Source organism: Streptomyces sp. Y1, assembly GCF_041053115.1.
GTDB lineage: Bacteria > Actinomycetota > Actinomycetes > Streptomycetales > Streptomycetaceae > Kitasatospora > Kitasatospora rubellomurina.
Genome location: NZ_CP163445.1, coordinates 7,097,155 through 7,122,768 on the forward strand (window position 1 = coordinate 7,097,155; position 25,614 = coordinate 7,122,768).

General features: G+C 73.4%; 23 protein-coding genes and 1 pseudogene. 14 read left to right on the plus strand and 10 right to left on the minus strand.

Going from position 1 to position 25,614, the window contains the following annotated elements:
* Positions 1 to 87 precede the first annotated feature (87 nt).
* The 4 genes from AB2U05_RS30565 to AB2U05_RS30580 all read right to left on the minus strand — a co-directional run bounded on the left by AB2U05_RS30565 (position 88) and on the right by AB2U05_RS30580 (position 4,234).
* Positions 88 to 1,737, minus strand: coding sequence for a phospholipase D-like domain-containing protein (locus AB2U05_RS30565; protein ID WP_369184875.1), 1,650 nt, complete (start codon positions 1,735 to 1,737; stop codon positions 88 to 90).
* Positions 1,738 to 1,850: 113 nt separating this feature from the next.
* Positions 1,851 to 2,492: a pyroglutamyl-peptidase I gene (gene pcp / locus AB2U05_RS30570; protein ID WP_045710702.1), complete on the minus strand. Its 642-nt coding sequence runs from the start codon at positions 2,490 to 2,492 to the stop codon at positions 1,851 to 1,853.
* A gap of 33 nt (positions 2,493 to 2,525) precedes the next feature.
* On the minus strand, positions 2,526 to 3,494 hold the full coding sequence (locus tag AB2U05_RS30575) for a DUF979 domain-containing protein (RefSeq protein WP_369184876.1): 969 nt from the start codon (positions 3,492 to 3,494) through the stop codon (positions 2,526 to 2,528).
* The gene (locus tag AB2U05_RS30580) at positions 3,491 to 4,234 is read right to left on the minus strand and encodes a DUF969 domain-containing protein (protein WP_369184877.1); all 744 of its coding nucleotides are present in this window, start codon (positions 4,232 to 4,234) and stop codon (positions 3,491 to 3,493) included. The genes AB2U05_RS30575 and AB2U05_RS30580 overlap by 4 nt, the downstream gene beginning before the upstream one ends.
* Before the next feature lie 191 nt (positions 4,235 to 4,425).
* Here AB2U05_RS30580 and AB2U05_RS30585 point away from each other — a divergent pair, with 191 nt between their 5' ends.
* The 8 genes from AB2U05_RS30585 to AB2U05_RS30620 all read left to right on the plus strand — a co-directional run bounded on the left by AB2U05_RS30585 (position 4,426) and on the right by AB2U05_RS30620 (position 12,983).
* Positions 4,426 to 5,133 (plus strand): GntR family transcriptional regulator, encoded by a 708-nt coding sequence (locus AB2U05_RS30585; protein WP_045691985.1) that lies wholly within the window; start codon positions 4,426 to 4,428, stop codon positions 5,131 to 5,133.
* Between the two features lie 38 nt (positions 5,134 to 5,171).
* The gene (locus AB2U05_RS30590) at positions 5,172 to 5,930 is read left to right on the plus strand and encodes a LamB/YcsF family protein (protein ID WP_208615383.1); all 759 of its coding nucleotides are present in this window, start codon (positions 5,172 to 5,174) and stop codon (positions 5,928 to 5,930) included.
* On the plus strand, positions 5,927 to 6,544 hold the full coding sequence (locus tag AB2U05_RS30595; protein ID WP_369184878.1) for an allophanate hydrolase subunit 1: 618 nt from the start codon (positions 5,927 to 5,929) through the stop codon (positions 6,542 to 6,544). The genes AB2U05_RS30590 and AB2U05_RS30595 overlap by 4 nt, the downstream gene beginning before the upstream one ends.
* Before the next feature lie 68 nt (positions 6,545 to 6,612).
* Entirely contained in the window at positions 6,613 to 7,503 is an 891-nt protein-coding gene (locus AB2U05_RS30600) for a biotin-dependent carboxyltransferase family protein (RefSeq protein ID WP_369184879.1), read from the plus strand.
* 233 nt (positions 7,504 to 7,736) lie between these two features.
* Positions 7,737 to 9,212, plus strand: a complete 1,476-nt coding sequence (locus AB2U05_RS30605; protein WP_369184880.1) for a cytosine permease — start codon at positions 7,737 to 7,739, stop codon at positions 9,210 to 9,212.
* A gap of 521 nt (positions 9,213 to 9,733) precedes the next feature.
* Positions 9,734 to 10,090, plus strand: a complete 357-nt coding sequence (locus AB2U05_RS30610; RefSeq protein ID WP_045691980.1) for a beta/gamma crystallin domain-containing protein — start codon at positions 9,734 to 9,736, stop codon at positions 10,088 to 10,090.
* A 559-nt stretch (positions 10,091 to 10,649) separates the two neighbouring features.
* Positions 10,650 to 10,937, plus strand: a complete 288-nt coding sequence (locus AB2U05_RS30615; RefSeq protein ID WP_369184881.1) for a hypothetical protein — start codon at positions 10,650 to 10,652, stop codon at positions 10,935 to 10,937.
* A 36-nt stretch (positions 10,938 to 10,973) separates the two neighbouring features.
* A complete protein-coding gene (locus AB2U05_RS30620; protein ID WP_369184882.1) occupies positions 10,974 to 12,983 on the plus strand; it encodes an AAA family ATPase in 2,010 nt (669 codons plus the stop codon).
* Between the two features lie 101 nt (positions 12,984 to 13,084).
* Here the strand turns inward: AB2U05_RS30620 and AB2U05_RS30625 are convergent, their stop codons facing one another.
* The 3 genes from AB2U05_RS30625 to AB2U05_RS30635 all read right to left on the minus strand — a co-directional run bounded on the left by AB2U05_RS30625 (position 13,085) and on the right by AB2U05_RS30635 (position 16,643).
* The gene (locus tag AB2U05_RS30625) at positions 13,085 to 14,449 is read right to left on the minus strand and encodes a carotenoid oxygenase family protein (RefSeq protein WP_369184883.1); all 1,365 of its coding nucleotides are present in this window, start codon (positions 14,447 to 14,449) and stop codon (positions 13,085 to 13,087) included.
* Positions 14,450 to 14,499: 50 nt separating this feature from the next.
* Positions 14,500 to 14,997 (minus strand): nuclear transport factor 2 family protein, encoded by a 498-nt coding sequence (locus AB2U05_RS30630; RefSeq protein ID WP_078859493.1) that lies wholly within the window; start codon positions 14,995 to 14,997, stop codon positions 14,500 to 14,502.
* Between the two features lie 149 nt (positions 14,998 to 15,146).
* Positions 15,147 to 16,643 (minus strand): MFS transporter, encoded by a 1,497-nt coding sequence (locus AB2U05_RS30635; RefSeq protein ID WP_369184884.1) that lies wholly within the window; start codon positions 16,641 to 16,643, stop codon positions 15,147 to 15,149.
* 151 nt (positions 16,644 to 16,794) lie between these two features.
* Between AB2U05_RS30635 and AB2U05_RS30640 the strand changes: the two genes are divergently transcribed.
* The gene (locus tag AB2U05_RS30640; protein ID WP_369184885.1) at positions 16,795 to 17,199 is read left to right on the plus strand and encodes a nuclear transport factor 2 family protein; all 405 of its coding nucleotides are present in this window, start codon (positions 16,795 to 16,797) and stop codon (positions 17,197 to 17,199) included.
* Positions 17,200 to 17,548: 349 nt separating this feature from the next.
* Here the strand turns inward: AB2U05_RS30640 and AB2U05_RS30645 are convergent, their stop codons facing one another.
* Positions 17,549 to 18,517 carry an NADP-dependent oxidoreductase gene (locus AB2U05_RS30645; protein WP_369184886.1) on the minus strand — a complete coding sequence of 323 codons (969 nt, stop codon included), beginning with the start codon at positions 18,515 to 18,517 and terminating at the stop codon, positions 17,549 to 17,551.
* Positions 18,518 to 18,656: 139 nt separating this feature from the next.
* Here AB2U05_RS30645 and AB2U05_RS30650 point away from each other — a divergent pair, with 139 nt between their 5' ends.
* The 4 genes and pseudogenes from AB2U05_RS30650 (at position 18,657) to AB2U05_RS30665 (ending at position 21,719) form a co-directional block, all read left to right on the plus strand.
* Complete coding sequence (locus AB2U05_RS30650) at positions 18,657 to 19,034, plus strand: winged helix-turn-helix transcriptional regulator (RefSeq protein WP_369184887.1); 378 nt, start codon at positions 18,657 to 18,659, stop codon at positions 19,032 to 19,034.
* Between the two features lie 231 nt (positions 19,035 to 19,265).
* A pseudogene (locus tag AB2U05_RS30655) lies at positions 19,266 to 19,397 on the plus strand (RNA polymerase subunit sigma-24); the annotation flags it as partial.
* A 178-nt stretch (positions 19,398 to 19,575) separates the two neighbouring features.
* Positions 19,576 to 20,370, plus strand: coding sequence for a hypothetical protein (locus AB2U05_RS30660; protein ID WP_369184888.1), 795 nt, complete (start codon positions 19,576 to 19,578; stop codon positions 20,368 to 20,370).
* Between the two features lie 191 nt (positions 20,371 to 20,561).
* A complete protein-coding gene (locus AB2U05_RS30665; protein ID WP_369184889.1) occupies positions 20,562 to 21,719 on the plus strand; it encodes an HBL/NHE enterotoxin family protein in 1,158 nt (385 codons plus the stop codon).
* 370 nt (positions 21,720 to 22,089) lie between these two features.
* On the opposite strand, the gene AB2U05_RS30670 is transcribed toward AB2U05_RS30665, so the two are convergent.
* A complete protein-coding gene (locus AB2U05_RS30670) occupies positions 22,090 to 22,896 on the minus strand; it encodes an exodeoxyribonuclease III (RefSeq protein ID WP_369184890.1) in 807 nt (268 codons plus the stop codon).
* Between the two features lie 338 nt (positions 22,897 to 23,234).
* On the opposite strand from AB2U05_RS30670, the gene AB2U05_RS30675 reads away from it, so the two are divergent.
* Entirely contained in the window at positions 23,235 to 24,008 is a 774-nt protein-coding gene (locus AB2U05_RS30675; protein WP_045692054.1) for a GntR family transcriptional regulator, read from the plus strand.
* Positions 24,009 to 24,136: 128 nt separating this feature from the next.
* Here the strand turns inward: AB2U05_RS30675 and AB2U05_RS30680 are convergent, their stop codons facing one another.
* On the minus strand, positions 24,137 to 25,300 hold the full coding sequence (locus AB2U05_RS30680) for an ROK family protein (protein ID WP_045691938.1): 1,164 nt from the start codon (positions 25,298 to 25,300) through the stop codon (positions 24,137 to 24,139).
* Positions 25,301 to 25,614: the final 314 nt, after the last annotated feature.

Genomic DNA, 25,614 nt, shown 5'->3' on the forward strand with positions numbered 1-25,614 from the left:
TCCCCAGGGTTTCGCAGCGGACGGCCGGCTGCAACCGGGCGGCGGGGCGGCGGGGCGGCGGCGCTTCCGCCGCCCCGCCGAGTGGGCTCAGCCGCAGATGCCGCGCGCGTAGTCGTAGGTCGCCGTCGCCTGCGAGTACTGCCACTGCGGGGCCAGCAGGCCCGTGTTCAACTGCTCCGCGGCCTTGGCGTCCTCGACGACGTAGCCGAAGTCCTGGAGGTAGGCCGGGTAGAGGTTCTTGGAGCCGATGAAGAACGCCGAGCCGTCGACCGAGACCAGCTTGTGGTGCAGCGCGTACGGGTGGCCGTCGGCCCAGGTGGGGGTCGGGGCGGCGCGGAACGAGGCGAGCTGGAGGTTCTGGCACATCGCCGTGCGCGCGCTCCCGCTGCTGCCGGTCAGGGTGGTCAGGTGGTTCAGCAGCGCGTCGCTGACCTCGTTGAGCGACTTGATCTGCGAGTAGCCGCCGCTGCCGACCCGGCCGCGGTTGGCGGGGTCGCTGACCACGATCCGGACCTTGACGCCGGCCGCGAGCTTGGCGGCCAGGGTGTCGTACAGCTTGACGTCGTAGCGCGGCATCGGCGGGCAGGTGCCGTTCAGGTCCTGCTGGGAGATCTCGATGTGGCCGGTCGCGCTCGCGATGAGGGTGCGCAGCGCGCTCTCCTCGGGGTTGACGGTGGCGTAGCCGCGGTCGGTGTTGGTGTAGTCGTGCACGCCGATCGGCCCGCAGCTGACGGCCGGGGAGGTGGCCGGGGTGAACCGGTGGCCGGAGGAAGGGTCCGCGTCCCGGATGCCGACGCCGAGGCCGCCGACCGCGATGACCGGGGTGCTGCCGGTCGCGGCGGCGGGTGCCGGGTTGGCGTCCCGTTCCAGGGTGGGGTTGCAGGCGGCGCCGCGGGAGGAGGCGAACCAGGCGGCGGAGAGCGGGCCGGTGTTGCGGCAGGTCCAGTCCCAGAGCGTGTCCAGGTAGCGCCCGGCGGTGGTCGCGGCCGGGCCGGTCAGCGCGAGGTCGACGTCCGACACCGGGTGCGTGGTGTCGAGGTAGTCGTCCTTCCAGTTGTTGATGCCGCCAGTGATCACCCGCTGTCCGTCCACCACCAGGAGCTTGGAGTGGTTCCAGGAGAACGCCGTCTTGGCGGTGGTCATCGACGCGACGGTGAGCGTGATCCGGTCGGCCGCGTCGCCGAGCCTGCCGACCAGTTCGTCGCGGTAGCGGGTGGGCAGCGCGGTGACGTTGAGGAGCGGGGCCGCGCCGACCAGGATCCGCACCTGGAGGTGGTTGCCCTTGGCCGCGGCGGACTTGAGCCCGGCCACGATGGCGTCCTCGAAGGCGCCGTTCGGGAACGGCGCGAGGGTGGAGATGTCGACCGTGCGGGTGGCGCTGCCGATCGTGTCGGTCATCCGGGCCAGCAGCTGCCGGGTGCCGGGCCGGTCGGTGCACTTCGGGTCGCCCCAGCAGGCGGGCGTCTGGAGCAGCCAGCCGGCCGGGTCGTCGGCGGGTGCGTCGAGGGCGTTGCCGGCGGTCCGCTGCCAGACCGTGCCCTCCAGGCCGGGGGAGACCTCACGCAGGGCCTGTTCCACGGCGTCGAGGTGCGGGGTCGGGCTGCTCTGAACGCCCCCCGGTGGTACGGGCGTTGCGGGGTCGGCGAAGGCCGGGGCGGTCGGCACGGCGGCGAGGACGGCGGTGGCGAGCGCGAGCGACGCCGCTCGGAGGAGACGGTGGGACTGCGTGTGGAGCAAGGACGTACCTTCGGGACAGAGGGCGGAGTTTGATGATTGTTCATACGATAACCGCCAAAAATTACCCGCACGTCACCTGTGTCTCCATCAGATCCCCGCAGAGGGACGCCGCGTCAGTGGGTGGTCCCCTCCGGGGTGCGCAGGTCGGTGGGGCGGGTCGAGGCCGTGAGCAGGGCGCGCACGGCGTGGGCGGCCGTGGCGGCGGGCAGGGAGGGCTGAGCCCGGTCGAGGACCTGTTCGGGCAGCGCGGGCAGGTGGACGAAGCCGCCGCGGGTGGCGGGGCGTTCGGTGGCGATCAGGTGCATCAGCGCGTAGAAGACGTGGTTGCAGACGAACGTCCCGGCGCTGTGGGACAGGGAGGCCGGCAAGCCGGCCTCCCGGACGGCGGCCACGCACGCCTTCACCGGCAGCGCGGCGAAGTAGGCGGCGGGGCCGCCGGGGACGACGGGCCGGTCCACCGGCTGCCGGCCCGCGTTGTCCGGGATGCGCGCGTCGTCGACGTTGACGGCGATGCGCTCGACGCCGACGTCCGGGCGGCCGGTCGCCTGGCCGAGGCAGAGCACCACGTCCGGGTCGCTGCCGCGCACCGCCGTCCGCAGTTCCTCGGCCGCCCGCCCGAAGACGCAGCTCAGCCGGACGGGGGTGACCTCCATCCCCGCGGGCGGCTGCTCGGCGACGAGGCGGGCGACCTCCCAGGACGGGTTGAGGGCGGCGCCGTCGAACGGCTCGAAGCCGGTGAGCAGGACCCGGGTCATGGGCGGGCGGAGCCTTCCTGTGAGGTGGAGAGGTCAGAACGCGAACAGCGACATGATGGCGATGTTGCACACCAACAGGACGCCCGCGGTGGGCAGTTGGGCCTTGATCGGCCCGTACTGGTCCTTGAGTTCGAGCAGGGTGGCCGGGACCAGGTTGAAGTTGGCGGCCATCGGGGTGGCGAGGGTGCCGCAGAAGCCGGCCAGCATGCCCACGGCCAGGACGACCGCCGGGTTGCCGTGCAACTGGGTGATCAGGACGGGCCAGCCGATGGCGGCGGTCATGACGGGGAACGCGGCGAAGGCGTTGCCCATGATGACGGTGAACAGGGCCATGCCGAGGCAGTAGAGCGCCACCGCCGCGTAGGTGTTGCCGTCCGGCAGGAAGTGCGTGGTGATCCGGCCGACCTGGGTGCCGACCCCGGAGGCCTGGAAGATCGTGCCGAGCACGGCGAGGAGTTGGGGCAGCAGCAGCGCCCAGCCGATGGCCTCCACCAGTGAGCGGCCGGCGTGCAGGGCGGTGACGGGCCTGCGCTCGCGGGTGAGGAGGAGGGCGACGGCCAGGGCGACGAGCGTGCCGATGCCGAGCCCGAGCAGCGCCTCGCTGCCGGACTGGAGCAGCAGGCCGCTGCCCAGGTGCACGTCCTTGAGGAGGGTGGCGCAGGTCAGCGCGACCAGCGGCAGGGTGAGCGCGGGGACGAACAGCCGGCTGCCGAGACGGGCGGCGGAGGCGGCCCGCTGCTCGGGGGTGGTGGTCGTGGGCGTGCCGCGACCGGTGAAGCCGAGGCCGCCCAGGCAGATCATGGCGAGGACGGCCGCACCCAGGGGCGCGGCGGGCGCGCTCTTGTCGGCGACCCACGTGCCGTAGACGAAGCTCGCGCCGAACAGGCCCCAGAAGGCGGCGCTGCCGAACCGCTTGGGGTTGCTGCGGTCGGCCGCCATCTGCACGGCCATCGCGAGGAAGACGGCGCCGACGAGCCAGTACAGCCATTCGACCTTGATCACTTGCTGTCCTCCGCGGTGAGGGTGGCGGCGGCGCGGGCGCCGGCGGGGGCGTCGGCGGGGCGGCCGGACGCGGCGGCCAGGTCCCGGGCGAGGACGGTGTCCAGCCGCAGCAGCCGCAGGCCGTGGACGAGGGTGGCGCAGACCGCGGTGGGGACGGCCCACAGCGCGAGCTGCACCGGCTCCAGGCTGGTGTGGTAGGTCGCGTTGACGAAGCCGGTGATCAGGAGGATTGAGCCGACGGCGAGGAAGCAGTCCTCGCCGAAGAACAGGCCGACGTTGTCGGCGCTCGCGGCGAAGGAGCGCAGCCGTTCGCGGGCCTTCTCCGTCAGGGTGCCGTGGCGGCGCTCGACGGCGGCCTCCGCCATCGGCGCGATCATCGGCCGCACCGCCTGGGGGTGTCCGCCGAGCGCGGTGAGCCCGAGGGCGGCGCCGAGCTGACGGATCACCAGGTAGCAGGCGAGCAGGCGGCCGGCGCTGACCTTCGCGAGCCGGTTCATCAGGGTGCGGGCCTGCTCCTGCAGGCCGTGGCGCTCCAGGAGGCCGATGACCGGCAGGGTGACGGCGAAGAGGGTCACCGAGCGGCTGGAGGCGAAGCCCGTCCCGAACGTCTCCAGGACCTTCACCGGGCTCAGCCCGCCCAGCAGGCCGGTGACGATGCCGGCCGCGCCGACGACGAGGAGTGGATTTCGCCGGGTGGCGAATCCGGCCACCACGATGAGGATGCCGACAAGAACGATCATGTGGCTGGTCGCCTTTCGGAGGGGTCCACGCCGGGTGCGCGGTCGTCTGCGACGCCACGGGCGCGGGAGGTCCCGGCCGGTGGGCCGCGACCTCGCGGGGGGTTGCCGAGAGGTTAGGGGATTGTGGAACAATCCGACAAGAGTTCAGGAGCGGCTCCGTACGAGCGGAACGCGGCGGCAGGAGGCAGGACTTGACCGGGGTTTTCGACGCACTCGCGGCCGACCGGGGCCGGCTCGAACGCGCCAGCGCCGCCCAGCGGGTGGCCGAAGTGCTGCGCGAGCACATCACCGAGGGCCGACTCGCCTCCGGAACGCGGCTGTCGGAGGAGGCGCTGGGCGAGGCGCTCGCGGTCTCGCGCAACACCCTCCGGGAGGCGTTCCGGCAGCTGGCCGACCAGCGCCTGGTCGTCCACGAGCTGAACCGCGGGGTGTTCGTCCGGGTCCTCGAACCGGAGGACGTCGCCGACATCTACACGCTGCGCCTGGCCCTGGAGATGGCCGGGGTGCGCGCGCTGCGCAGCGCGGCGCCGGAGCGCCTGGCCGCCGTGCGGGCCGCGCTCGCGCGGGCGGAGGCGGCCGAACTGCTCGGTGACTGGGCCGCGGTGGGCACCGCCGACCTGCACTTCCACCAGGCCGTCGCCGGGCTGGCCGGCAGCGGGAGGATCGACGAGTGCATGACCCGGCTGATGGCGGAACTGCGGCTGGCCTTCGCCGCCGTCCCCTCCCCGCGCGCGCTCCACGAACCGTTCCTGGGGCGCAACCAGACGCTCGCGGGGCTGCTGGAGTCGGGCGAGATCGACGACGCCGAGGTCGAGTTGACCAGGTACCTGGACGACGCGCGCGCGATGATCGTCCGCGCCATGGCCGAGCGCGGGCAGGCCCCGGGAGCCGGGCGGTGACGGACGGACGGGCGGAGCCCGCGGCCGTACCGGAACCGGTGATCGACCTGAACGCCGACCTCGGCGAGGGCTTCGGCCGCTGGACGCTCACCGACGACGCGGCCCTGCTGTCGGTGGTCACCAGCGCCAACGTCGCCTGCGGCTTCCACGCCGGGGACCCGTCCACCATGCGACGGGTGTGCGCGCTGGCCGCCGAGCGCGGGGTGCGGATCGGCGCGCAGGTCTCCTACCGGGACCTGGCCGGCTTCGGGCGGCGGGCGATGGACGTCCCCCCGGACGAGCTGGCCGACGAAATCGCCTACCAGATAGGGGCGTTGCAGGTGTTCGCGCAGGCCGCCGGCGCCAAGGTCGGCTACGTCAAACCGCACGGCGCGCTCTACAACCGCACGGTGCACGACGAGGAACAGGCGGCGGCCGTGGTCCGTGGCGTCCGGCTCGCCCTGCCCGGAACACCGTCGCCGGTGCTCGGGCTGCCCGGCTCGCGACTGCACGAGGCGGCCCGGCGGGCCGGACTGCCGGTCGTCGCCGAGGCGTTCGGCGACCGCGCCTACACCCCGGAGGGCACGCTGCTCTCCCGCCGGGAACCGGGCGCGGTCGTCCACGACCCCGACGCCGTGGTCCGCCGCTCGGTCGGCATCGCCCGCGACGGCCTGCTCGCCGCCCACACCGGCGAGCGGATCCGCCTGCGCGCCCGCTCGCTGTGCCTGCACGGCGACACCCCCGGGGCGGCGGACCTCGCCCGCCGCGTCCGGACGGCGCTGCGCGCGGCCGGGGTGCGCGTCGAGGCGTTCGCATGAGAGTGCTGCGGGTCGGCCCGCACGCCCTGCTGGTCGAACTCGCCGACGCCGACCGGACCGCCGCCTTCCACGCCGAACTCCTGCGCAGGCGCGCGGTGTTCGGGCTGCCGCCGGTGGACGAGATCGTCCCGGCCGAGCGGACCGTGCTGCTCGACGGGGTGGCCGACCCGCGCGCCCTGGCCACCGAACTGGCCACCTGGCGGGTGCCGCCCGCCCCGGAGCGGCTCGGCCCGGTGGTGACCGTCCCCGTCCGCTACGACGGCGCGGACCTCGCGGAGGTCGCCGCGCTCTGGGGCGTCGCGGAGGACGCCGTCGCGCGCATCCACTCCGCGACCGAATTCCGCGTCGCCTTCAGCGGGTTCGCCCCCGGCTTCGGCTACCTCACCGGCCTCGCCGAGCGGTACCACGTCCCGCGCCGGGCCGTGCCCCGCAGCGCCGTGCCGGCCGGCGCGGTCGCCCTGGCCGGCCCGTACACCGGCGTCTATCCGCGCTCCTCCCCGGGCGGCTGGCAGCTGATCGGCCGCACCCGGGCCCCGCTGTGGGACGCCGCGCGCGAGCCGGCCGCCCTGTTCGCCCCGGGGACGCGGGTGCGGTTCGTCATCGAGGAATCGTGATCGAGGGATCGTGATCGAGGAAGCGTGTATCGAAGAAGCATGATCGAGGAAGCATGATCGGGGGAGCCGTGACAGGGGAACCGGCGAGCGGCGGACCAGCGACCGTCACCGTCGTCAGCGCGGGTCTGCTGACCACCGTCCAGGACCTCGGCCGGCCGGGCCACGCCCACCTGGGCGTGCCGCGCTCCGGTGCGCTCGACCGGCCGGCCCACCTGCTGGCCAACCGGCTGGTCGGCAACCCGGCCGGGGCGGCCGCCCTGGAGACCACGGTGCTCGGTTGCGCGGTCCGGGTCGACCGGCCGGTCACGGTGGCCGTGGCCGGGGCGCCCTGCGCCGTCCGGGTCGACGGCCGGCCCGCCGCCTGGGGCGCCCCGGTCCGGCTGCCCGCCGGCGCGCGGCTCGACCTCGGCCCCGCGACCCGGGGGGTGCGCAGCTACCTCGCCTTCGCGGGCGGGGTCGCCGCCGCCCCGGTCCTCGGCAGTCGTTCGACCGACCTGCTCTCCGGACTGGGACCCGCGCCGCTGTCCGCCGGGGACCACCTGCCGCTCGGGGCCCCGGCCGGCCCGCCGGCCGGGGCGGACGTGCTGCCCTGGGCCGCCCCGCCCGCCCGGCTGGTCCTCCCGCTCGTGCTCGGCCCGCGTGACGACTGGTTCACCGCCGGGGCCCTCGACGCCCTGGCACGCTCCGTCTACCACGTCTCGACGACCAGCAACCGGATCGGCCTGCGCCTGGACGGCCCGCCGCTGGAGCGCGCCGCCGAGGGCGAACTGCCCAGCGAGGGCATGGTGCTGGGCGCCGTCCAGGTGCCGCCCTCCGGCCGCCCGGTGGTCTTCCTCGCCGACCACCCGACCACCGGCGGCTACCCCGTCATCGGCGTGGTCCCCGCCGCCGCCCTCCCCGCCGCCGCCCAGGCCGCCCCGGGGACCCCGGTCCGCTTCACCCCCGTCCGCCTGCGCTGACGGACCCGTCCCACGCGTCGTCGATCGACCGGATACTCCGCGCGGGCGGGCGACCTCGGCGGCGTCCCCGCGGCCGCGCTCGTCGTGGGGCCCCGCTCATGATCGCCAGGATGGTGCCGAGAGTCGAAATGGACAAAGTAGGATGACTCAACTCCCGCGCTACGCGCGAAGAGTTCCATGTATGTCCCATTTGACCGATTTATCTCCCGCTTCACACGCACGGAGTCACCCTCATGGACAACCTGTCCACCGTCGACGCAGACGGCGCGATAGAGACACGCGGCATCGAACCCGTCCCCGACCACGAGCGCGGGGGCAGAGTCCGCGAGCTCTTCCCGACCTGGGTCGCGGCGAACATCAGCGTCCTGCTGCTCACCATGGGCGCCGCCCTGGTGGTGTTCAACCACTTGAACTTCTGGCAGGTCCTGGTCGTCGCCGCGTGCGCCGCGCTCGTCTCGTTCGGGCTGGTCGGCGTGCTGTCGGTCTCCGGGAAGTGGGGCGGGGCGCCGGGCGCGACCCTCTCCCGGGCCACCTTCGGCGTGCGCGGGAACCTCTTCCCCGGTGCGATCCTCTGGATCGCCCGGTTCGGCTGGGAGACGATCAACGCCGTCACCGGCGCCTACGCCGTGCTGACCGTCCTCGACCTGGTCTTCGGCGTCAAGAGCAACACCGCGCTGATCGTGGTCACCCTGTTCGCCTTCGTCGCCTGCACCTTCCTGGTCTCCGGCATGGGCCGCAAGGCGCTGAACGTCTGCAACACCTGGTCGACGTACCTCTTCGGGATCTTCAGCGTCCTGGTGCTGGGCTACCTGATCGCGACCATGCGGTGGAGCGAGGTCTTCGCCAAGCCCGCGGGCACCACGGCGATGATGATCGCCGGCGTCGGGACCATCGCCGCCGGTGGCATCAGCTGGGTCCCCACCGGCCCGGACTTCGCCCGCTACCTGCCGCACGCCGCCTCCGGCCGGAAGATCGTCGGCGTGACGGTCTCCGGTGCCGGCATCGTCATGGTGCCGATGGTGCTGATGGGCGCCGTGATGGCGGTGGCCTCGCCCGGCCTCGCGGATGCCGCGGACCCGGTCTCCTTCCTCGGTGACCTGCTGCCGACCTGGCTGGCCGTGCCCTACCTGCTGACCGCGATCGTGGGCATGCTGCTGATCAACAGCCTCTCCATGTACTCGGCCGGCTTCACCGCGCAGACCATGGGCGTCCGGCTGCCGCGCGCCCTGGCCGTCAGCATCAACGCCGTGATCTCGCTGGTCGGCGGCCTGCTGCTGATGCTGGTCGCCAAGAGCTTCCTGGGCTCCTTCATCACCTTCCTGATCCTGCTCGCGGTCTCCTTCTCGGCCTGGATCGGCGTCTACGCGGTGGACATGTACCGTCGCCGCTCGCGCGCGGTGCGCTACGACCCCGCCGCGCTGATGGACACCAGCAGGAACAGCCGCTACTGGTACGTGGGCGGCTTCTGCTGGCAGGCGATGGTGTCCTGGGTCCTGGCGCTGCTGATCGGGCTCGCCTTCACCAAGTGCGACTGGTTCGCCGGCCCGCTCTCCGGCACTCCGGTCGGCCGGTACGGGCTCGCCTGGGCGGCGACCATCGTGATCTCCGGCGTGATCATGGCCGTGCTCCCCACCCCCCGGGAGAACACCCCCGCCACCCCGGAGGCCGAGCGGACCGAGCGGACCGAACGGGCCGCCGCCACCGTCTGACCGCACGACGCCTCTTCCGGACCGCCCGGTCGCCGACTCACCCGAGCCGGCGACCGGGCGGTCCCGTTACCGCCCCCCTGCGGCGATCCGTTGACGGCTCTCGTCCGGTGGCCGGTGCGGCAGCAGCGGCCTCGCAGGATCGGCCGCCCGTCCCCTCCCGGCAGCGCGCGGCACGTCATTGCGCGAACTCGCCGGCCCCACCCTCCTCTCCCGGCCACGTGCCCCTCGGCGCCCGTCCGGCGCGGTCGGCGGTCCGGCTGTCACTCCACGTCGGAGCGGGCAGGAGGCGGACTCCGGTCGACGATTCGTCCGCCCGGTCCCGGAACCGCTCGCGACACACCAGAACAACACGCCCCACGCCGCTCGGAAACTCCGGACGGGAATGGCCGAGAACAAATGAGAGCGAGGGCTGTTCGATTGACCCCCAGAAAGGCGGTCCGGATACTGATCGGGTACGACGCAACGGAAACTCGTTGCGCACCGGACTCCGATTCGACGTTTCATCAGACTGGGGAGAATCCATGATCTCGAAAGCGAAGAAGGCCGCGAGCTCGCTGGCCGTGGCCTTCGCCGCGGCGGCCACGCTCACCGTGGCCGTGCCGTCCGGCAACGCGTTCGCCATCGACCACGTCCAGTGCGACGGGAGCCGCAACGACTTCCTGAAGATCTGGTCGCACCTCGACGGCCGTGACAGCGTCGACTGCTACGCGAACGCGGGGTCGATCGGCTTCGGCGGGCGGTGGGTCGACCGGATCTCCACGGGGAACAACGACCTGGTCTACAGCGACGCCAACGGCGACTCGGTGAGGATCAACCGCTGGACCGACATCACGTTCCCGAACCGCCCGCCGAAGGTGAACTCCATCCGGATCCTCTGACGAATCGGCGGGGCGGGCCTCGAACGGAAATTCGTTCGGCCTTATTGTCGTGAGTTCCGCACCACTTGGGTCGCCGACGAATTTCCGTGACCCGAATCGGCTCCGCCCCGCTTCGCCGGTGCCGGTCACGCCCTCCGGGTGTGACCGGCACCGGCATGTGGTGCCGCGGCGCGCGAACTACCCCTGGGTCGGCATGCTCAGCGAGCGGTGCCGTAGACGCGAATCTTTCGCGTTAAGCAGTTACGCTGGGCGCATGACTGAGCGAGCGAGCACGCGGCCCGGCGGGCGGAGTGCGCGGGTTCAGCAGTCGGTGTAGGGGCGCTCACCGTGCCGGCGCTCGCCGCGCGGGCGGGGGGGGCGGCGCCCCCGGCCCCTAAAGGCTAAGTAGTTGCGTTTAGCGGCGAGGCGCCCCCGGCGCCCGCTATCTCACCAGCCGCACCGAATACCGGCTGCTCGCCGAGCCTGCCGCCGAGCCCGTCGCCGAGCTGCCGGCGACCGCGGCCTGACGGTCCGCCGTACGACCGCCCTTTCCCCGGCCCTCGAAAGGCCCGCCATGCCCGTGCCCGCCACGCCTGTGGTCGATCCCCCCTTCAGCATCCTGTCCGAGGACTTCGCCGCCGACCCCTACCGCTACTTCGCCGGACTGCACCAGTGCGCCGGGGCGGCCTTCGCCCGCGCGGAGCTGGAGACGGTGGCCGCGCTGCTGCTCCCGCTGCTCGACGGGGTCCGCCTCGCCCCCGGCTTCCGCTACCGGGAGACCGGGCTGTACACCCGCGGCCCCGTCGCGCTTCCCCTGGAGTTCACGCCCGTCCGCGCGACAGCCGGCACGTTCCGGCACCTTGGTTAGGATCGCGCCACCGGTACTTGGGGGAAGGGAGCCGCGATGGTGTCAGTCGGGGAGCGGCTGAGCAGTGCGCGGGTCCAGGCCTTCATAGGCCGGGACGAGGAACTCGACCGCTTCGCCCGGGCGCTGACCGGGGATCCACAGGCGCCCTTCGCCTTCTACCTGTACGGGCCCGGCGGCATCGGGAAGTCCACCCTGCTGCGGCGCCTGGCGGACCACGCCCGCGCGGCGGGCCGGCTGCTGGTCGAGCTCGACGGCCGCTTCGTCGGCCGGGACCCGGCCGACTTCGAGCGGGCGGCCGGCCCCTTCCTCGACGTCCCCGGCACGGTCCTGTTCCTGGACTCCTTCGAGCACTGCCAGTGGCTGGAGGGCTGGCTCTGGCACCGCTTCCTGCCCCGCGCCGCGGACGGCGCCCTGGTCGTCCTCGGCGGCCGGCTCGCGCCGCAGCCGCAGTGGACCGCCGACCCGGCCTGGGCCGGCCTGCTGCACGTGGCCGAACTGGAGCCGTTCTCCGAGGAGCAGGCCCGCACGCTGCTGGCCACGGCGCAGATCCGCCCCGAGATGCGGGAGCTGGTGCTGCGCTTCGCCGGCGGCAACCCACTGGCCCTGTCCCTCGCCGCGGCCGCGGGCTCGACCGGCTGGAGCTACGACCAGACCTGGGCCCCCTCGGCCGACGTGCTGCGGACCCTGCTGGTGGGCCTGATCGGCGAGGTGCCGTCGGCCGCCCACCGCCGCGCCCTGGAGGTGGCGGCCCAGGCCTACTCGACCTCCGAGGAACTGCTCGCCGCGGTGCTGCCCGACCACGACGCCCACCTGCTCTTCGCCTGGCTCCGCGAGCTGCCCTTCATGGAGGCCACCCACCGCGGCCTGCACCCGCACGACGCCGCCCGCGAGACGCTCGCCGCCGACCTGCGCTGGCGCGCCCCCAACGCCTTCGTCGCGATGCGCAAGCGGCTGGCCGAGGAGTACCTGCGCCTGCTGCGCGAGGCCCCCGAGGAGCGGGTCTGGACCGTCACCGACGAACTCTTCTACCTCTTCCGGGACGGGCAGATCGTCGCCCGGCTGCGCACCTGGTCCCGCGAGGACGAGGTGCACGACCGTCCGCTGCACCCGGACGACCTCGGCACGGTGCTGCGCATGGCCGCGGAGACCGAGGGCCCCGAGTCCGCGGCGCTGGTCCACTACTGGGCACAGCGCCAGCCGCAGGCCTTCAGCGTCTACCGCCTGGTGAGCACCGGCCGGATCGTCGCGTTCACCGCCCGGCTCGCGCTGCCGGCCCCGCCCGACCCCGAGGACCTGGCCACCGACCCCGTCGTGGCGGCCGCCTGGGCGCACACCGACGCCACCGCGCCGGTCGGACCGGGCGAACACATCGGCATCAGCCGCTTCACCGTCTACCCCGAGCGGTACCAGGTGCCCTCGCGCGTCATCGACCTGAGCAGCTCGCGGGCCCAGGCCGAGTCCGCCCGCGCCCGCGGCCGCGCCTTCGGCTTCGCGGTGTGGCGGGACGCCGAGGCCTGGGCGGCCCGGGTCAAGGGCAGCCTCGCCGACACCGGCGCGCGGCCGCGGGTCGGCGAGCACACGTACGGGGTGTTCTGCGTCGACTGGCGCCAGGTGCCCGTCGAGACCTGGCTGCGCCACTTCATCGCGTCCACCGAGGTGCCGACCCCGTCCGGGCCCTCGGGCTTCTCGCGCACCGCGTTCGACCGGGCCGTCCGCGAGGCCCTGCCGCACTGGCGCGACCCGGCCGCGTTCGCCGCCTGCGCCCTGGCCCGCACCCGGCTGGCGGCCGACTTCGCCGACCCCGCCGAGGAGTTGCGGGCCCTGCTGCGCCGGAGCGTGGACGACCTCGCCCGTGACCCGCGGGGGGTGCGCGCCCGCGAGGCCCTGACGGCGGGCTACTTCTCCGGCGCCCCCACGCAGGAGGCCGCCGCCCGGCGCCTCGGCCTGCCGTACGGCACGTACCGGCGCCACCTGCGCCAGGGCCTGGACCTGCTCTGCGAGTCGCTGTGGCAGCAGGAGTTGCGCGGGCCGTACGGGGAGCAGTAGGGCCGGCCGACACCGCACCGCCGCCGCGCCGCACCGCCGCCGCCCGGGCGAGCGGGGGCTCGTCCGGGCGGCGCGATCGGGCGGCGCGATCGGGGCAGGCGTCAGGCCGCGGCGCCGTCCGGGGCCGGGTCGGGGATCCAGGAGCCGTGCAGCCCGGCCGCCACCCGGTGCGGCAGGTGGACGGTGGCGACCCGGTCGAGTCCGGAGGCGTCGATGACCAGCAGCTGCGAGGCGTCCTGCTTGAGGTCGGAGACCACGGTGAGCAGGTAGCCGTCGTCCTCGCGGGTGGCGCCGGCCGCGGGGACGAAGACCGCCTCGCTCGGCATCCGGGCGTCGCCGGCCCGGTGGATCCGGCGGGCGCCGGTGGTGCGGTCGTACTTGACGATGCCGTAGCCGCCGAAGCCCTGCTCGTCGGGGAAGGAGACGGCGTACTGGTAGCGGTTCTCGGCGCCCAGGTACGCCTCGTTGAGGGTCGGGAACTCCACCGGCAGGTCGTCGATGATCTGCTCGTCGACCGTGCCGGCCGTGGCGTCGATGACCCAGCGGCGGGTGTAGGAGCGCGAGACGGGCTCGCTGCCGCGGCCGGGCGCGCCGATCCACCAGTTCCAGGAGAGGCGGAAGCCCTCGCGGTCCACGGTCGGACCCTCCAGGACGATGCGGCCCCGGCCGTCCTCGTAGGCGTTGGAGACGTGCAGCATGTTGCCCGGCTCGATGGTGAACCAGCGGACCTGCGGGGCACCGTGGGGCCCGCGCGGCAGCACGCCGATGCGGGCGGGCTGCTGGTCGCTCCAGCCGTACGGGATGCCGGAGCGGTCGTTCGGGTCGAAGGTGACGTTGCCCTCGACGAAGACCACGTGGTGGCGGGTGAGGGCGAAGTCGTGCTTGAGGGCGGCACTCGCCCCGGGGACCTCGGCGGTGTGGACGATCCCGCCCTTGGCGTCGGCGACGTGGTAGGTCAGGAACGGCGGGACGGGCGAGGAGCCGAAGAAGTGCAGTTCCCCGGTGAGCGGGTCCTCCTTGGGGTGCGCGGTCATCGCGGTGCGCAGCTTGCCGGCGAAGTCGTAGGCGCCGACGGTCTCCAGCTCCTCGGTGAGCTCGAAGGGCAGGTTGGCCTCGCACAGGGCCAGCAGGCGGCCCGCGTGCTCGATGACGTGGGTGCCGGCGGCGCTGGCGGTCAGGTCGGGGCCGTGCTCGGTCATGTACGGCGCGCCGTCCAGGGCGGGGGTGCGCACCCAGCGGTTGCGGTACCACTCGGCGCGGCCCCCGCCCAGCCGGATCCCGTGGACCATGCCGCTGCCCTTGAACCAGTGGGTGGGGGTGACTCCGGGCTTGGGGTTGTGGCCGTTGCGCAGCAGTCGGCCGGTCAGCTCGGGCGGCAGCGTGCCCTCGACGGTGAGCTCGGTGGCGACGACCTCGTCGACCACGGGGGTGAAGTGGCCGGTCAGGTAGGGCTTTGCGGCAGTCATGGGGAGGAACCTCTTTCGGGGAGACGTGGGGTGGCGGCGGTGAGGGGTCGTCACGGGGTCCAGTCGGCCGGCAGGCCGGACTGGGCGAGGACGGCGTTGAGGCTGTAGTAGTCCTGGTCGGAGGCGATCCGGTCGTGGTCGTCCAGGTCGAGCAGGGTTGCCATCGGGACGGCGAACGGCTTGGGGGCGCCCTTGAGGTGCCCGGCGTAGACGGCCTCGACGGTGATGTGGCCGCCGTCGCGGTGGGCCGCGCGCACCGTGACGTGCACGTCGTCGATCACCGCGTCGGCGCGGGCCTTCCAGCCGGCGATCTCCTGGCGGCCGTGGAAGACCACGCCCACGGCCTGGTCGGTGTAGGTGCCCTCGGCGTCGAACAGGGCGCCGAGCGCCTGCGGGTCGGTGCCGTTCCAGGCGGCGGCCCAGGCGGCGACGACCTTCGGCAGGCAGTGTTCGGCGGGCTGCGCGGAGGCGGCGGTGCCGGTGCCGAGCACGGCGCAGACGGCGGCGGCGCCGACCAGGGCGGTCGCGGCACGGGGTGAGCGGGACATGGTGGTGGGGCTCCTTGGGGTGAGGGCGGATCGTGCTTGGTGAGTTGGGTGTCGGTGGGTCGGGTGTCGGTGAGTTGGGTGTGGTGGGTTGGGTGTTGGTGGGTCGGGTGTCGGTGGGTCGGGTCTCGTGGTGAGGCCGTCGAGCGGGCTCAGCCGGTGTGGGGGAGCCGTCGCGGTCGTGGAGCGGAGGCCCGGCCGGCGGCAGGAGCGGTTGCGGTCGTCGTCCGCGGGCCGGTGCAGCGGGCCAGGACCACCGCGAGGAGGGCCGTTGCGGCCAGGACGGCGGCCGAGGCCGTGAAGGCGGCCCGGTAGCCGGCGGTGAGGGCCGCCAGATGGGCCTGGTGCGTCGCCGTGCGGGCGGTGACCGAGCCGGCCAGCCCGGCCAGGGCGGCCAGGCCGATCGCGCCGCCGACCTGGCGGGTGGTGTTCACCAGTCCGCCGGCCAGGCCCGTGTCCTGGGGCGGCAGGCCCTCCATGGCGAACGCGGTGAGCTGGACGAAGGCGATGCTCAGCCCGAGGCTCACCAGGACGCTCGGGCCCAGCACGTCGGCCAGGTAGCTCCCGTCGGCGCGGATCCGGGACAGCCACAGCAGGCCGGCGGCCTCGGTGAGCAGCGCCGCGGTCACCGTCGCGGTCGCGCCGATCCGCCGGGAGAGCCGCGGGGCGAGCGTGGAGCCGAGCATGTTGGCTGCGGCGAGCGGGAGTTGGCCGACTCCGGTGGCCAACGGGCTGGAGCCGAGCACCTGTTGCTGGTAGAGCGGCAGGAAGAAGAACAGCGCGATCCACACGGATCCCAGCAGGGCCATCAACAGGTTCCCCGCGGCCACCCGGCCGGTGCGCAGCAGCCGCGGCGGCACCAGCGCGTCCGGCCGGCGGCGCTCGATCACGGCGAAGGCCGCGAGCAGGACGGCCGCGGCGCCGAGCGCGCCCAGCACCCGGTCGTCGGTCCAGCCGGCGCCGCGCGCGGTGGTGAGGCCCCAGACCAGGCAGGTCAGGGCGAGGGTGACGGTCACGGTGCCCGGCAGGTCGAACCGCCCGGCCGCGCGGCCGCCGGTCCGCGGGCCGCAGGGGCGCGCGGAGTCCGTCCGCGGGACGAGGGCCGGCAGCGCGAGCAGCACCAGCGCGGCCCCGATCGCGACGGTGTGGAAGATCCACGGCCAGCCCCAGGCCTGGGTCAGCGCCCCGCCCAGCAGGACGCCGCACGCCCCGCCCGCACCGGAGACCGCGCCCCACACCCCCAGCGCCCGGCCGCGCCCGGGGCCGGGCGGGAACAGGTCCACGGCCAGGGCCAGTGCCGCCGGGGCGATCGCGGCGGCGCCGAGGCCCTGGAGCACCCGGGCCGCGATCAGCACCCCGGACGAGCCGGCCAGTCCCGCCATCGCCGAGCCCGCCGCGAACAGCCCGAGACCCCAGCCCAGCACCCGGCGGCGACCGAGCAGGTCGCCCGCCCGTCCGCCCGCCAGCAGCAGCGCACCGAACACCAGGCCGTACGCGTTGACCACCCAGGTGGTGCCGCTCTCCGACAGGCCGGCCCCGGCGCGGATCTGCGGCAGCGCGACATTGACGATCGAGGTGGCGAGCATGACGGTGAACTGCGCCGCGGCGAGCACCGCGAGCGCAACCGCCTGTCTGTGTGGGAGGTTCATGCCGCACAGCCTGGGCCGGGGCGCTGTCCACTCTCCAGGTCATGCCGGTGCGGACACTGTCCACTCCTGTCCGCGGCTGTCCACCCGCTCGCACAGATGCGTGCTCGACGCGCGTATATCGTGCCGGAACGTGAATCCCCATGAGACTTCCATGACCGCCCCCGCCACTCGCACCGACGTCGCCGCCGCCCTCACCGATCTGCTCTTCACCCCCGGTCTGGACCTGGCCGAGGCCGTCGACCGGCACTTCGCCCCCGACTACCGCCAGCGCACCGACGGCCGCTGGGACGACCGGGAGGAGTTCACGGCCCACATCGCCCACCTGCGCACGATCGTCGCCGGCGGCGATATCCAGGTCCTGGAGGAGCTCGTTCAGGGCGACCTCTACGCGGAGCGCCACATCATCGACGTCCACAAGACCGACGGCTCCTCCGTGCGCATGGAGGTCTACCTCTTCGGCGAGTTCGCCCCGGACGGCCGGTTCCGGCGCATCGAGGAGACCACCCTCATGCTCCAGGGTTCCGACGCCGACCGGAACCTCGGCAGCGCCCGCTGATCCGGCGTCCGACGCTGTCCGGCCCGCGAGTGCTGGAGGGGCGGGGGCCGGCCCGCAGGACCCACGGCGGGGCGTACGCGGTGGAGAGCGCGGCCTCCTCGACGGCCTTGCGGCCCTCGACCGCAGCTCGACCACGGCACCTCGACCACGGCACCTCGACTCAGCCGATCAAGCGGCTGGAGGCGGCCGGCCCGGTGAGCCGCGAACGGCGGCCGGACGACGAGCGCGCCGCCCTGGTCAGCCCGACCGGGCGCGCCGCCCTGGCGCGGGCCGGGCACGCCGGGCCAGGGCGTGTTCGATTCCCGCCGCGATCGGGGAGGCGCTGGGGCCGGCCCCCGGGCGGTTGCCGTCAGTTGGTGACGGTCAGGACGAGCTTGCCGCGGGTGCGGCCGGCCTCGCCGCGGGCGTGGGCCGCGCCGGCCTGCTCCAGCGGGAAGGTCTGCTCCACCTCGACGGCGACCTCGCCGCCGTCGATCAGCCCCGCGATCGTCGTCAGCGCCGTGCCGTCCGGCTCGACCAGGAACGGGGTCACCCGCACCCCGGCGGCCTCGGCGGCCTGCGCCAGCTCCGGGGAGACGCCCTGCGGGATCGCGACCAGCAGGCCGCCGGGGCGCAGCACCTTCAGCGAGCGGGCGCTGGTGCTGTCGTGGGCGTCGCCGACCAGGTCGATCACGACGTCGACATCGGCGACGGCCTCCTCGAAGCGGGTGGTGGTGTAGTCGATGGCCTCGTCGGCGCCCAGCTCCTTGAGCCAGGGGTGGCGGGCGGCGCTGGCGGTGGCGATCACGTGGGCGCCCAGGTGGCGGGCGAACTGCACCGCGAAGTGGCCGACCCCGCCGGCCGCGGCGGTGATCAGCACCCGCTGGCCGGCCTGCACCTGAGCGGTGTCGACGACGGCCTGCCAGGCGGTCAGCGCCGCGAGCGGCACGGCGGCGGCATGCGCGTGATCGAGGGTGGCGGGCTTGCGGGCCCACTGGCGGGCCGGCGCGGTGACGTACTCCGCGTAGGCGTTCGCGACCCGCGGGAACCACGGCATGCCGTACACCTCGTCGCCGACCTTCAGCGTGGTCACGCCGAAGCCGACCTCGGCCACCACGCCGGACACGTCCCAGCCGAGGGTGAACGGCGGCTCGCCCAGCAGCCCGGCCATGCCGGAGCCGCCGCGGGTCTTCCAGTCCACCGGGTTGATCCCGGCCGCGTGCACCCGCACCAGCACCTCGGTGGGCAGTGGCACCGGGCGTGCCACCTGCTCGACCCGCAGCACCTCCGGGCCGCCGAAGGTGTCCTGGACCACCGCGCGCATCATCTCTGCGGACATGCGTCATCTCCTGAAACAGCGTTCTGCGGAGGGCCGTTGGCGGCCTTCCCTTGACGCTGGCGACGCTATCCCCGGGGGTATAGTTACCTGCAAGGTCCATTACTTCCCGATGGGAAGTTCCCTGATGAGGAGCTTGCACGTGGCGACCAGCTGCCCGAGCGGGCAACACCCGCACCATGACGTCTACACCGCCCAGTGCCCCTGCCGCCCCCTGCTCGACCTGCTCGCCAACAAGTGGTCGGCCCTCGCCATCGGCGCCCTCGAAGAGGGTCCCCAGCGGTTCGGCGAACTCCAGCGCAGGCTCCAGGGCGTCAGCCCCAAGGTGCTCACCCAGACCCTGCGCCGCCTGGAGGACGTCGGCATCCTCGACCGGACCGTGTACCCCGCCGTACCGCTGCACGTCGAGTACGCGCTCACCGACCTTGGCCGCAGCGCCGCCGTCCCCCTCAACCACCTGCGCAGCTGGGTCGAGGACAACCTCGACCACGCCTTCCGCGCGGAGCCGGTCGCTGGTTAGCGGGCAGCAGCCCGAGCGGCTGACCGGGGCCGGTCACCGTAGGCCTCGATTGCCCTGGCGGCGACGACGAGTACGCCGAAGCCCTCGAAGTCCTCGTCGACGAACGCCGCCTCGCCGCGTTGACACCCATCCTCGAGCGCCGGTACCTACCCGCCGAACTCGAAGCGCGCATTGGACGGTTGGAATGAGCCGGCAGCAAGGTCAACTGACGCAATCCGTCGGCCGGCAATGATCGACGCCCTGGACGGTCGGATCCGGATGGTCCGTTCGGTGGCCAACCCCGACAAGCTCGCCCACCTGGGCCCGGTCGCCGACGCCTGGGCCGTTCATCGGGAGATCAGACGGGCGCGCCGCTCGTCCTGAGGCGCGCCGAGGTCGAGGGCGACACGGGCCGCGGTCGCGGGTCGGAGGGCTGGAAGAGGCCTATCGTGAGGTGCGTTCCGTACACGCACCGACACCCCGCGACCGGCCGGGGCCCGTACCCCGGCGCCCTGCGGCCGAGCTGCCGCAGGGAGGGCGGCGCGCACCCCAGGGAGACGCCATGACCGACCTGTTGCAGTCCTTCGAGGAGGCCGCGAACCGCTCCTCCGCCATGCTCGACCTCGCCGGGGACGACCCGGACGCCCAGCAGGTCCGGGCCCGGGTGGAGATGGGCCGCGAACTCGCCGAGGCCGTCCGGGAGCCCTGCCGGAGGCTGCTGGGACCGGAGTTCGACGGCCTCGCCGACGCCGAGACGCCCCGGCTCAAGGCCGCCGCCACCGGACTCGGCCGACTCGCGGCGGAACTCGACGCCCTGCTTGGCGACTTCGGGGACTGGGAGCAGGCGGTCTCGGAGGACTGCCGCCGCCTCGACCGCAGACGGGTCGACCTCGGGGTCCGGACCCAGGAGCTGGAGCAGCACCTGAGGCAGACCAGGGAGCAACTCGACGCGATCGAGGCGCGATTGGAGGCGGCACGGCGCAGGCAACAGAACGAGCCCTGGCCAATCGACTCGATCGACGCGCTGGTCAGCAGTCTGATCGACCTCCTGCAGGGCGTCCAGCGGCAACAGAGCCAGCTGGAGCGGGAGATGGGCGACGGCGTGCGGCAGGAGCACCTGCTGCGGGCCCAGGACGGCGCGATCCGGCTGATCGTCGGGGCCGGCGGCGGACTGCTGAGCGCGCAGCACAGTCTGCTCCTCGGACTCGACGACGCGAAGGGCCAGTTGGACGAGGCGGTACTGACCGCCGGGGAGGCCGAACGGTTCCGGATCCTCGCCAAGGCGGCGGCGGAGGTGCTGGACCGTCTGCGGTCCTGTGCGGCGAGGGTGGCCGGTGCGGCCCGGCCCGCTGCCTGACCGGAGGCCCGAGCGGGCCGGCTGTTCACCCGTCCGAGGTATTTCACCGGGACACGCGGTCCGCCACTCCGGGCCGTCGTGCACGAACTACTGGCACAGGGCCACCATTTCGCCAGTTCGCTTTCCCCGAGAGGAGCAACGCTGTGAGCGCTGTCCACACCAAGCCGCCGACGACTGCCACGGCGAAAGCCGTGACCGCGACCCACGGAGCGGCCGCCGCGATCCAGAGCTACGCCACCCTGGTCCAGCTGCAGCCCGACATGTACTTCGACAAGATCAAGGACCGGCCGGAGGTGGTCGCCGAGCTGAACAAGGTCGGCAAGGACCGCGGGACCAAGGCGGTCGAGGCGCTGACGAACATCAACGCCCATCTGGCCAAGGCCCGCACGCACGCCCAGAACTGGACCACCACCCTGGTCCCCACCATGTTCGACGGCCTGGAGGACATCCGCGGCTATGCCGGCGTCCACAGCTCGGTCCGGACGACGCTGCTGGCCCGCATCGAGGAGGCGGAGAGGCAGGCCGACACGATCGATCTGGACACCCTCAAGAAGCATCTGCTGGAGGCCAAGGACGGACTCGACTCCCTCAAGCTCGCGGCGCAGGAGCGGCGGGAGAAGGCGCGGGCCATGGCCGCAAGCCTGGCCACTTTCCAGAACGACCTCACCGGCGACGTCCAGGCCTTCACCGCGGACGCGACCGCCGTCGACCTGCTGGCCGCGGACAACGGACTGGTCAAGGCCCTCAACGACACCATCAAGGCGTGCAACGCCGCCATCGCCAAGGACACCGCGATGATCGCGGGCGGTGCGGTGGCCATCCTGGTCGGCGTCGGCCTGGCGGCCCTCGGTGGCGTGCTGCTCTTCGTGCCGGGCGGTCAGGTCCTCGGCGGTGGGCTGATCATCGGTGGCGTCGTGGCCGCCGGCACGGGCATCGGGCTCACCACCTACGGGGCGATCGACCTGAAGAAGCAGAAGGAGACGCTGGACGAGACGGCGCAGGAGCTCACGCTGTTCCAGACCAGCCTCACCTACTTCACCACCGCCCACGGCACGGTCACCCACTTCAAGGACTCCGCGACCAAGGCCGCCGACGGCGCGCGGGACCTGCACACCCGATGGGCCGCCGAGGCGTCCTCCCTCGACCAGCTCACCAAGATCGTGGGCGACAGCGCCCAGAGCGCACGGAACGCGCGCACCGCTTTCGGCGTGCTCAGCGACGTCAAGGCCGCCCTCGTCGCGGGCACGACGGAATGGGACGACGCGCTGAAGACCGCGAACACCATCCACGAGATGCTCACCGGGGTGAAGGAGAACGTGAACACCAAGGAGCTCAAGCTGGCCGCGTAGGCTCCGTCTCCGGGAGCCCGGGCCGGGAGAAAAGGGAAGGGCCGGTCGGATCCGACGATCCGACCGGCCGTTCCCCGTGGGGTCGAGTATTACGCGCCCCAACTCCTAAACATCGGGGAAAGCCCTATCGCTAGCCCTCGATCTTGCGCGACGGCTCGTCAGTGCGGCCAGCAGGTCGTTGTGCAGGATCGAGGGCTAGCTAGTCAGTGGTGGCAATGCCTGCGCTGGGGAGCGGTTGGGCGGATCGACTTGTCAAACCGGCATCGGGTGAGATCGCACGCCTCGCCTCTTGTTGCGAATGGATCTGAGCTGGGGGTGGCGCGGACTGGAGCTTCCCTCGAACCCTTCCTCAACCGTGGCTGGTGGCACGTCAGTTGTCGCCGAAGTCGAACTCTGCGGTGACCGGCGCGTGGTCGGACCAGCGCTCGGCGTGGGTGGCGGCGCGTTCGACGTAGGAGGCGATGCATGTGTCCGCGAGGCCGGGGGTGGTGACGATGAGGTCGATGCGCCAGCCGGAGTCGTTGTCGAAGGCGCGGCCGCGGTAGGACCACCAGGTGTAGGGGCCGGTGCGGTCGGGGTGGAGGGCGCGGACGACGTCGACGTAGCCGGCCTCGTCGTAGACGCGGGAGAGCCAGGCGCGTTCTTCGGGGAGGAAGCCGGCGGACTTCTGGTTGGCCTTCCAGTTCTTGAGGTCCTCGGGGCGGTGGGCGATGTTCCAGTCGCCGCAGACGACGACCTCGCGGCCGTCGGCGGCGGCGCGGGCGCGCAGGGCGGTGAGGTGGACGAGGAACTCCGCCATGAAGCGTTCCTTCTCGTCCTGGCGCTCGGTGCCGACTTCGCCGGAGGGCAGGTAGAGGCTGGCGACGGTGAGGCCGGGGAGGTCGATCTCGACGTAGCGGCCGGAGCCGTCGAACTCCGGGGAGCCGAAGCCGATGGCGGTGCGCTGCGGTTCCCGGCGGGAGAGGATGGCGACGCCGGCCCGGCCCTTGGTGGCGGCGGGGGCCCAGACGGCGTGCCAGCCGTCGAGGTCGCGCAGTTCGACGGGCAGCTGCTCGGGCTCGGAGCGCACCTCCTGGAGGCAGATGACGTCCGCCTCGGTGCCGGCCAGCCATTCGACCAGGCCCTTCTTGGCCGCCGCTCGGATTCCGTTCACGTTCACACTGGTCACCACGATCACCCGGGCAGCCTACCGAGCGCCGGCGCCGGCCCCGAAGTCTGACGCGCGGCGGTGCGCGGCGGTGCGCGGTGCGGTCGGTGAGGACCGCGCTGACGTGAACGCGGCATGAAGGGGGGTGACGGTCGCGTTGACGCCTGTCATTGGTCTTGACCATCTCCGGAGGGAGCCCCTAGGGTCGCTTACTGCAAGGACCTTTAATAAAGAAGGACGGATAAAGGCCCGCTCTCCCACCTGCCGCGTCAGCGGGCAGCGGGCCGGCGATCCGCCCTTCTCGCCGCAGCGGCGAACAGGCGCACAACAGCAGGACCGGAAGCGACCGGAACAGGGTGGAGGACACGGTGGGCACGACTGGACAGCTCTCGGCGGTGCCGGAGCCCAAGTACTGGCACCTGCGCACGGTGTTGCTGAAGGCCATCGACACGGAGTTCTCCACCGGCCAGGTCCTGCCCAACGAGCGTGAGCTGTCGGCCCGCTTCGGCGTGGCCCGGGCGACGCTGCGGCAGGCCCTGGACCAGCTGGAGCTCGAAGGCCGCCTGGTGCGCCGGCGCGGGATCGGCACGCTGATCGCCGCCCCGCGGGTCGGCGTCCCGGTCAACCGGCAGGAGGAGGGCTGGCCGGGCGCCGCCCGCAGCCAGGCCTGGCGGACGGTCGACTGCACCACCGCCCCCGCCTCCGCGGCGCTGGCCAAGGGCCTCGGCATCGCCGAGGGCGCCACCGTGCACACCGTACGGCGGGTTCGGCTGGTCGAGGGCCGCGCGATGGCCACCGAGTCGCTGCACGTGCCGGCCGCCGCGCTGCCGCACCTGCCCGGCTTCCGGGCGGAGAGCGACCGGGCCCGCTCGGTGCTGCGCCAGCTGGAGCGCCTGGAGGTGGACGGCGAGTCCCGCGCGGTCGAGCTGGGCGTCGCCGAGGCCGAGGAGGCCGCCCTGCTGGAGCGCCCGCCCGGCTCGCCGGTGCTGGTCATGACCACCCAGTACGCCGCCGCCGGCCGCCTGGTCGCGCTCGCCGTCTCCACCTACCGGGCGGACACCTGCAAGCTGACCTTCGGCGAGACCGGGCTGGTCGAGGTCACCCCGGTCGGCGCGGCCGAGGGCGTCCGCACCGCCTCCTGAACCATTTCCCGACACCCTCAGACCGGGGCCCGGACGCCAACTGGCGCCCGGGCCCCGGTCGTTGAAGGAGTTGAAGGAGTTGAGGGAGACAGAGGAGTTGGTGGAGCTGCGGGAACCGGCCCGGTGGCTCAGATCCGGGGCGGGTCGACGGCGAACAGCTGCTCCTCGACGTGGTCCAGGGCGACGCGCAGCGCGCCCATCGCCACCACCTCCGAGCCGAGCGCCGCGAGGGCGACCTCGGGGGCGCGCAGGGTGAACTGGGCGAGCCGTTCGCGCAGCGGCTCCAGCACGCCGTCCAGCCCGGCCGCCCAGCCGCCGATGACGACCAGTCGCGGGTCGATGGCCAGGACGAGGGCGGCGACGCCCTGCACCAGCCGGGTGAGGAAACGGTCCATCGCGACCTTCGCGACCTCGTCGCCCTCCCGGGCCAGCCGCAGCACCCGGGCCACCGCGGCCTCGTCCAGCGGGTTGAGCGGCTTGCCGGTGGTGGAGAGCAGCCGCTCGGGGGTGACCTCCTGGCCGAGCAGGTGCAGCGCGCCGATCTCGCCGGCCGCGCCGCCGTAACCCCGGTGCAGGCGGCCGTTGATGAGCGAGCCGGCGCCGGGGCTGAGCCCGGCCATCACGAACACGACGTCGTCGGCGCCGACCGCCGCGCCCTGCCAGTGCTCGGCGATGGCGGCGAGGTTGGCGTCGTTCTCGATCAGGACGGGGCAGCGGAAGGATCGCCGCAGCCGGGCGCCGAGGTCGAGGCCGGTCCAGCCGGGCATCGCGGTGCCGAGCTGGACGGTGCCCTCGCGGTCGACGATGCCGGGGGTGCCGATGCCGACCGCCCACAGGTTGTCCCGGGAGATGCCGGCCTTGCGCAGCACCTCGGCGACGGCGGTGCGGACGGCGGAGAGCCGGTCCTCGGCCTCCAGGGTCTCGTCGACGGGCTTGAAGTGACTGCCCACCACCTCGCCGGTGAGGTCGGCGAGGATGACCCGGATGTCGTGCACCCCGATCTCGATGCCCAGGATGTGCCCGGCCTCGGCGCGGAAACGGAACCAGCGGGCGGGCCGGCCGCGCCGTCCGGGGCCCGGCTGGCCGTCCTCCCGGGGCTGCTCGACCTCGGCGACCAGGCCGGTCTCGACCAGGCCCTCGATCACGCCCTCGACGGTCGGGCGGGAGAGGCCGGTCTCGCCGACGAGTTGAGTGAGGGTCACCGAGTTGCCGGAGCGCAGCGCCCGGAGCGTGACGGCCGCATTGATCCGCCGCAGCAGGGAGGAGTCTCCTCCGGTGAGCCGATCCGCCAATGCGTTGCCCTTCGCCGTTCGCGCGACTGCCCTGGCGCGCGGTGTCGAGTGCGCGGTGCCCACCGAATGGCCCGCGGGGGTTGCCGCCCGGACACGGCACGGCGGCGAAGGAAGCCGCCCGCACACCGGGGCCGGAGGACATGCCGGAGCCTACCGGGGGCCGGGCCCGCGCGGCGAGGATCTTCGCAGCTCACCCCGGCTTCGGTATCGAAATGGTACGGATCGGGTGGCGGTGCGTGATCCGGACTTCACCGGACGGCCACGAGCCCGGGTCACGGCACCTCGGCCTCGGGCTCAGCCCCAGCCTCGGCCGC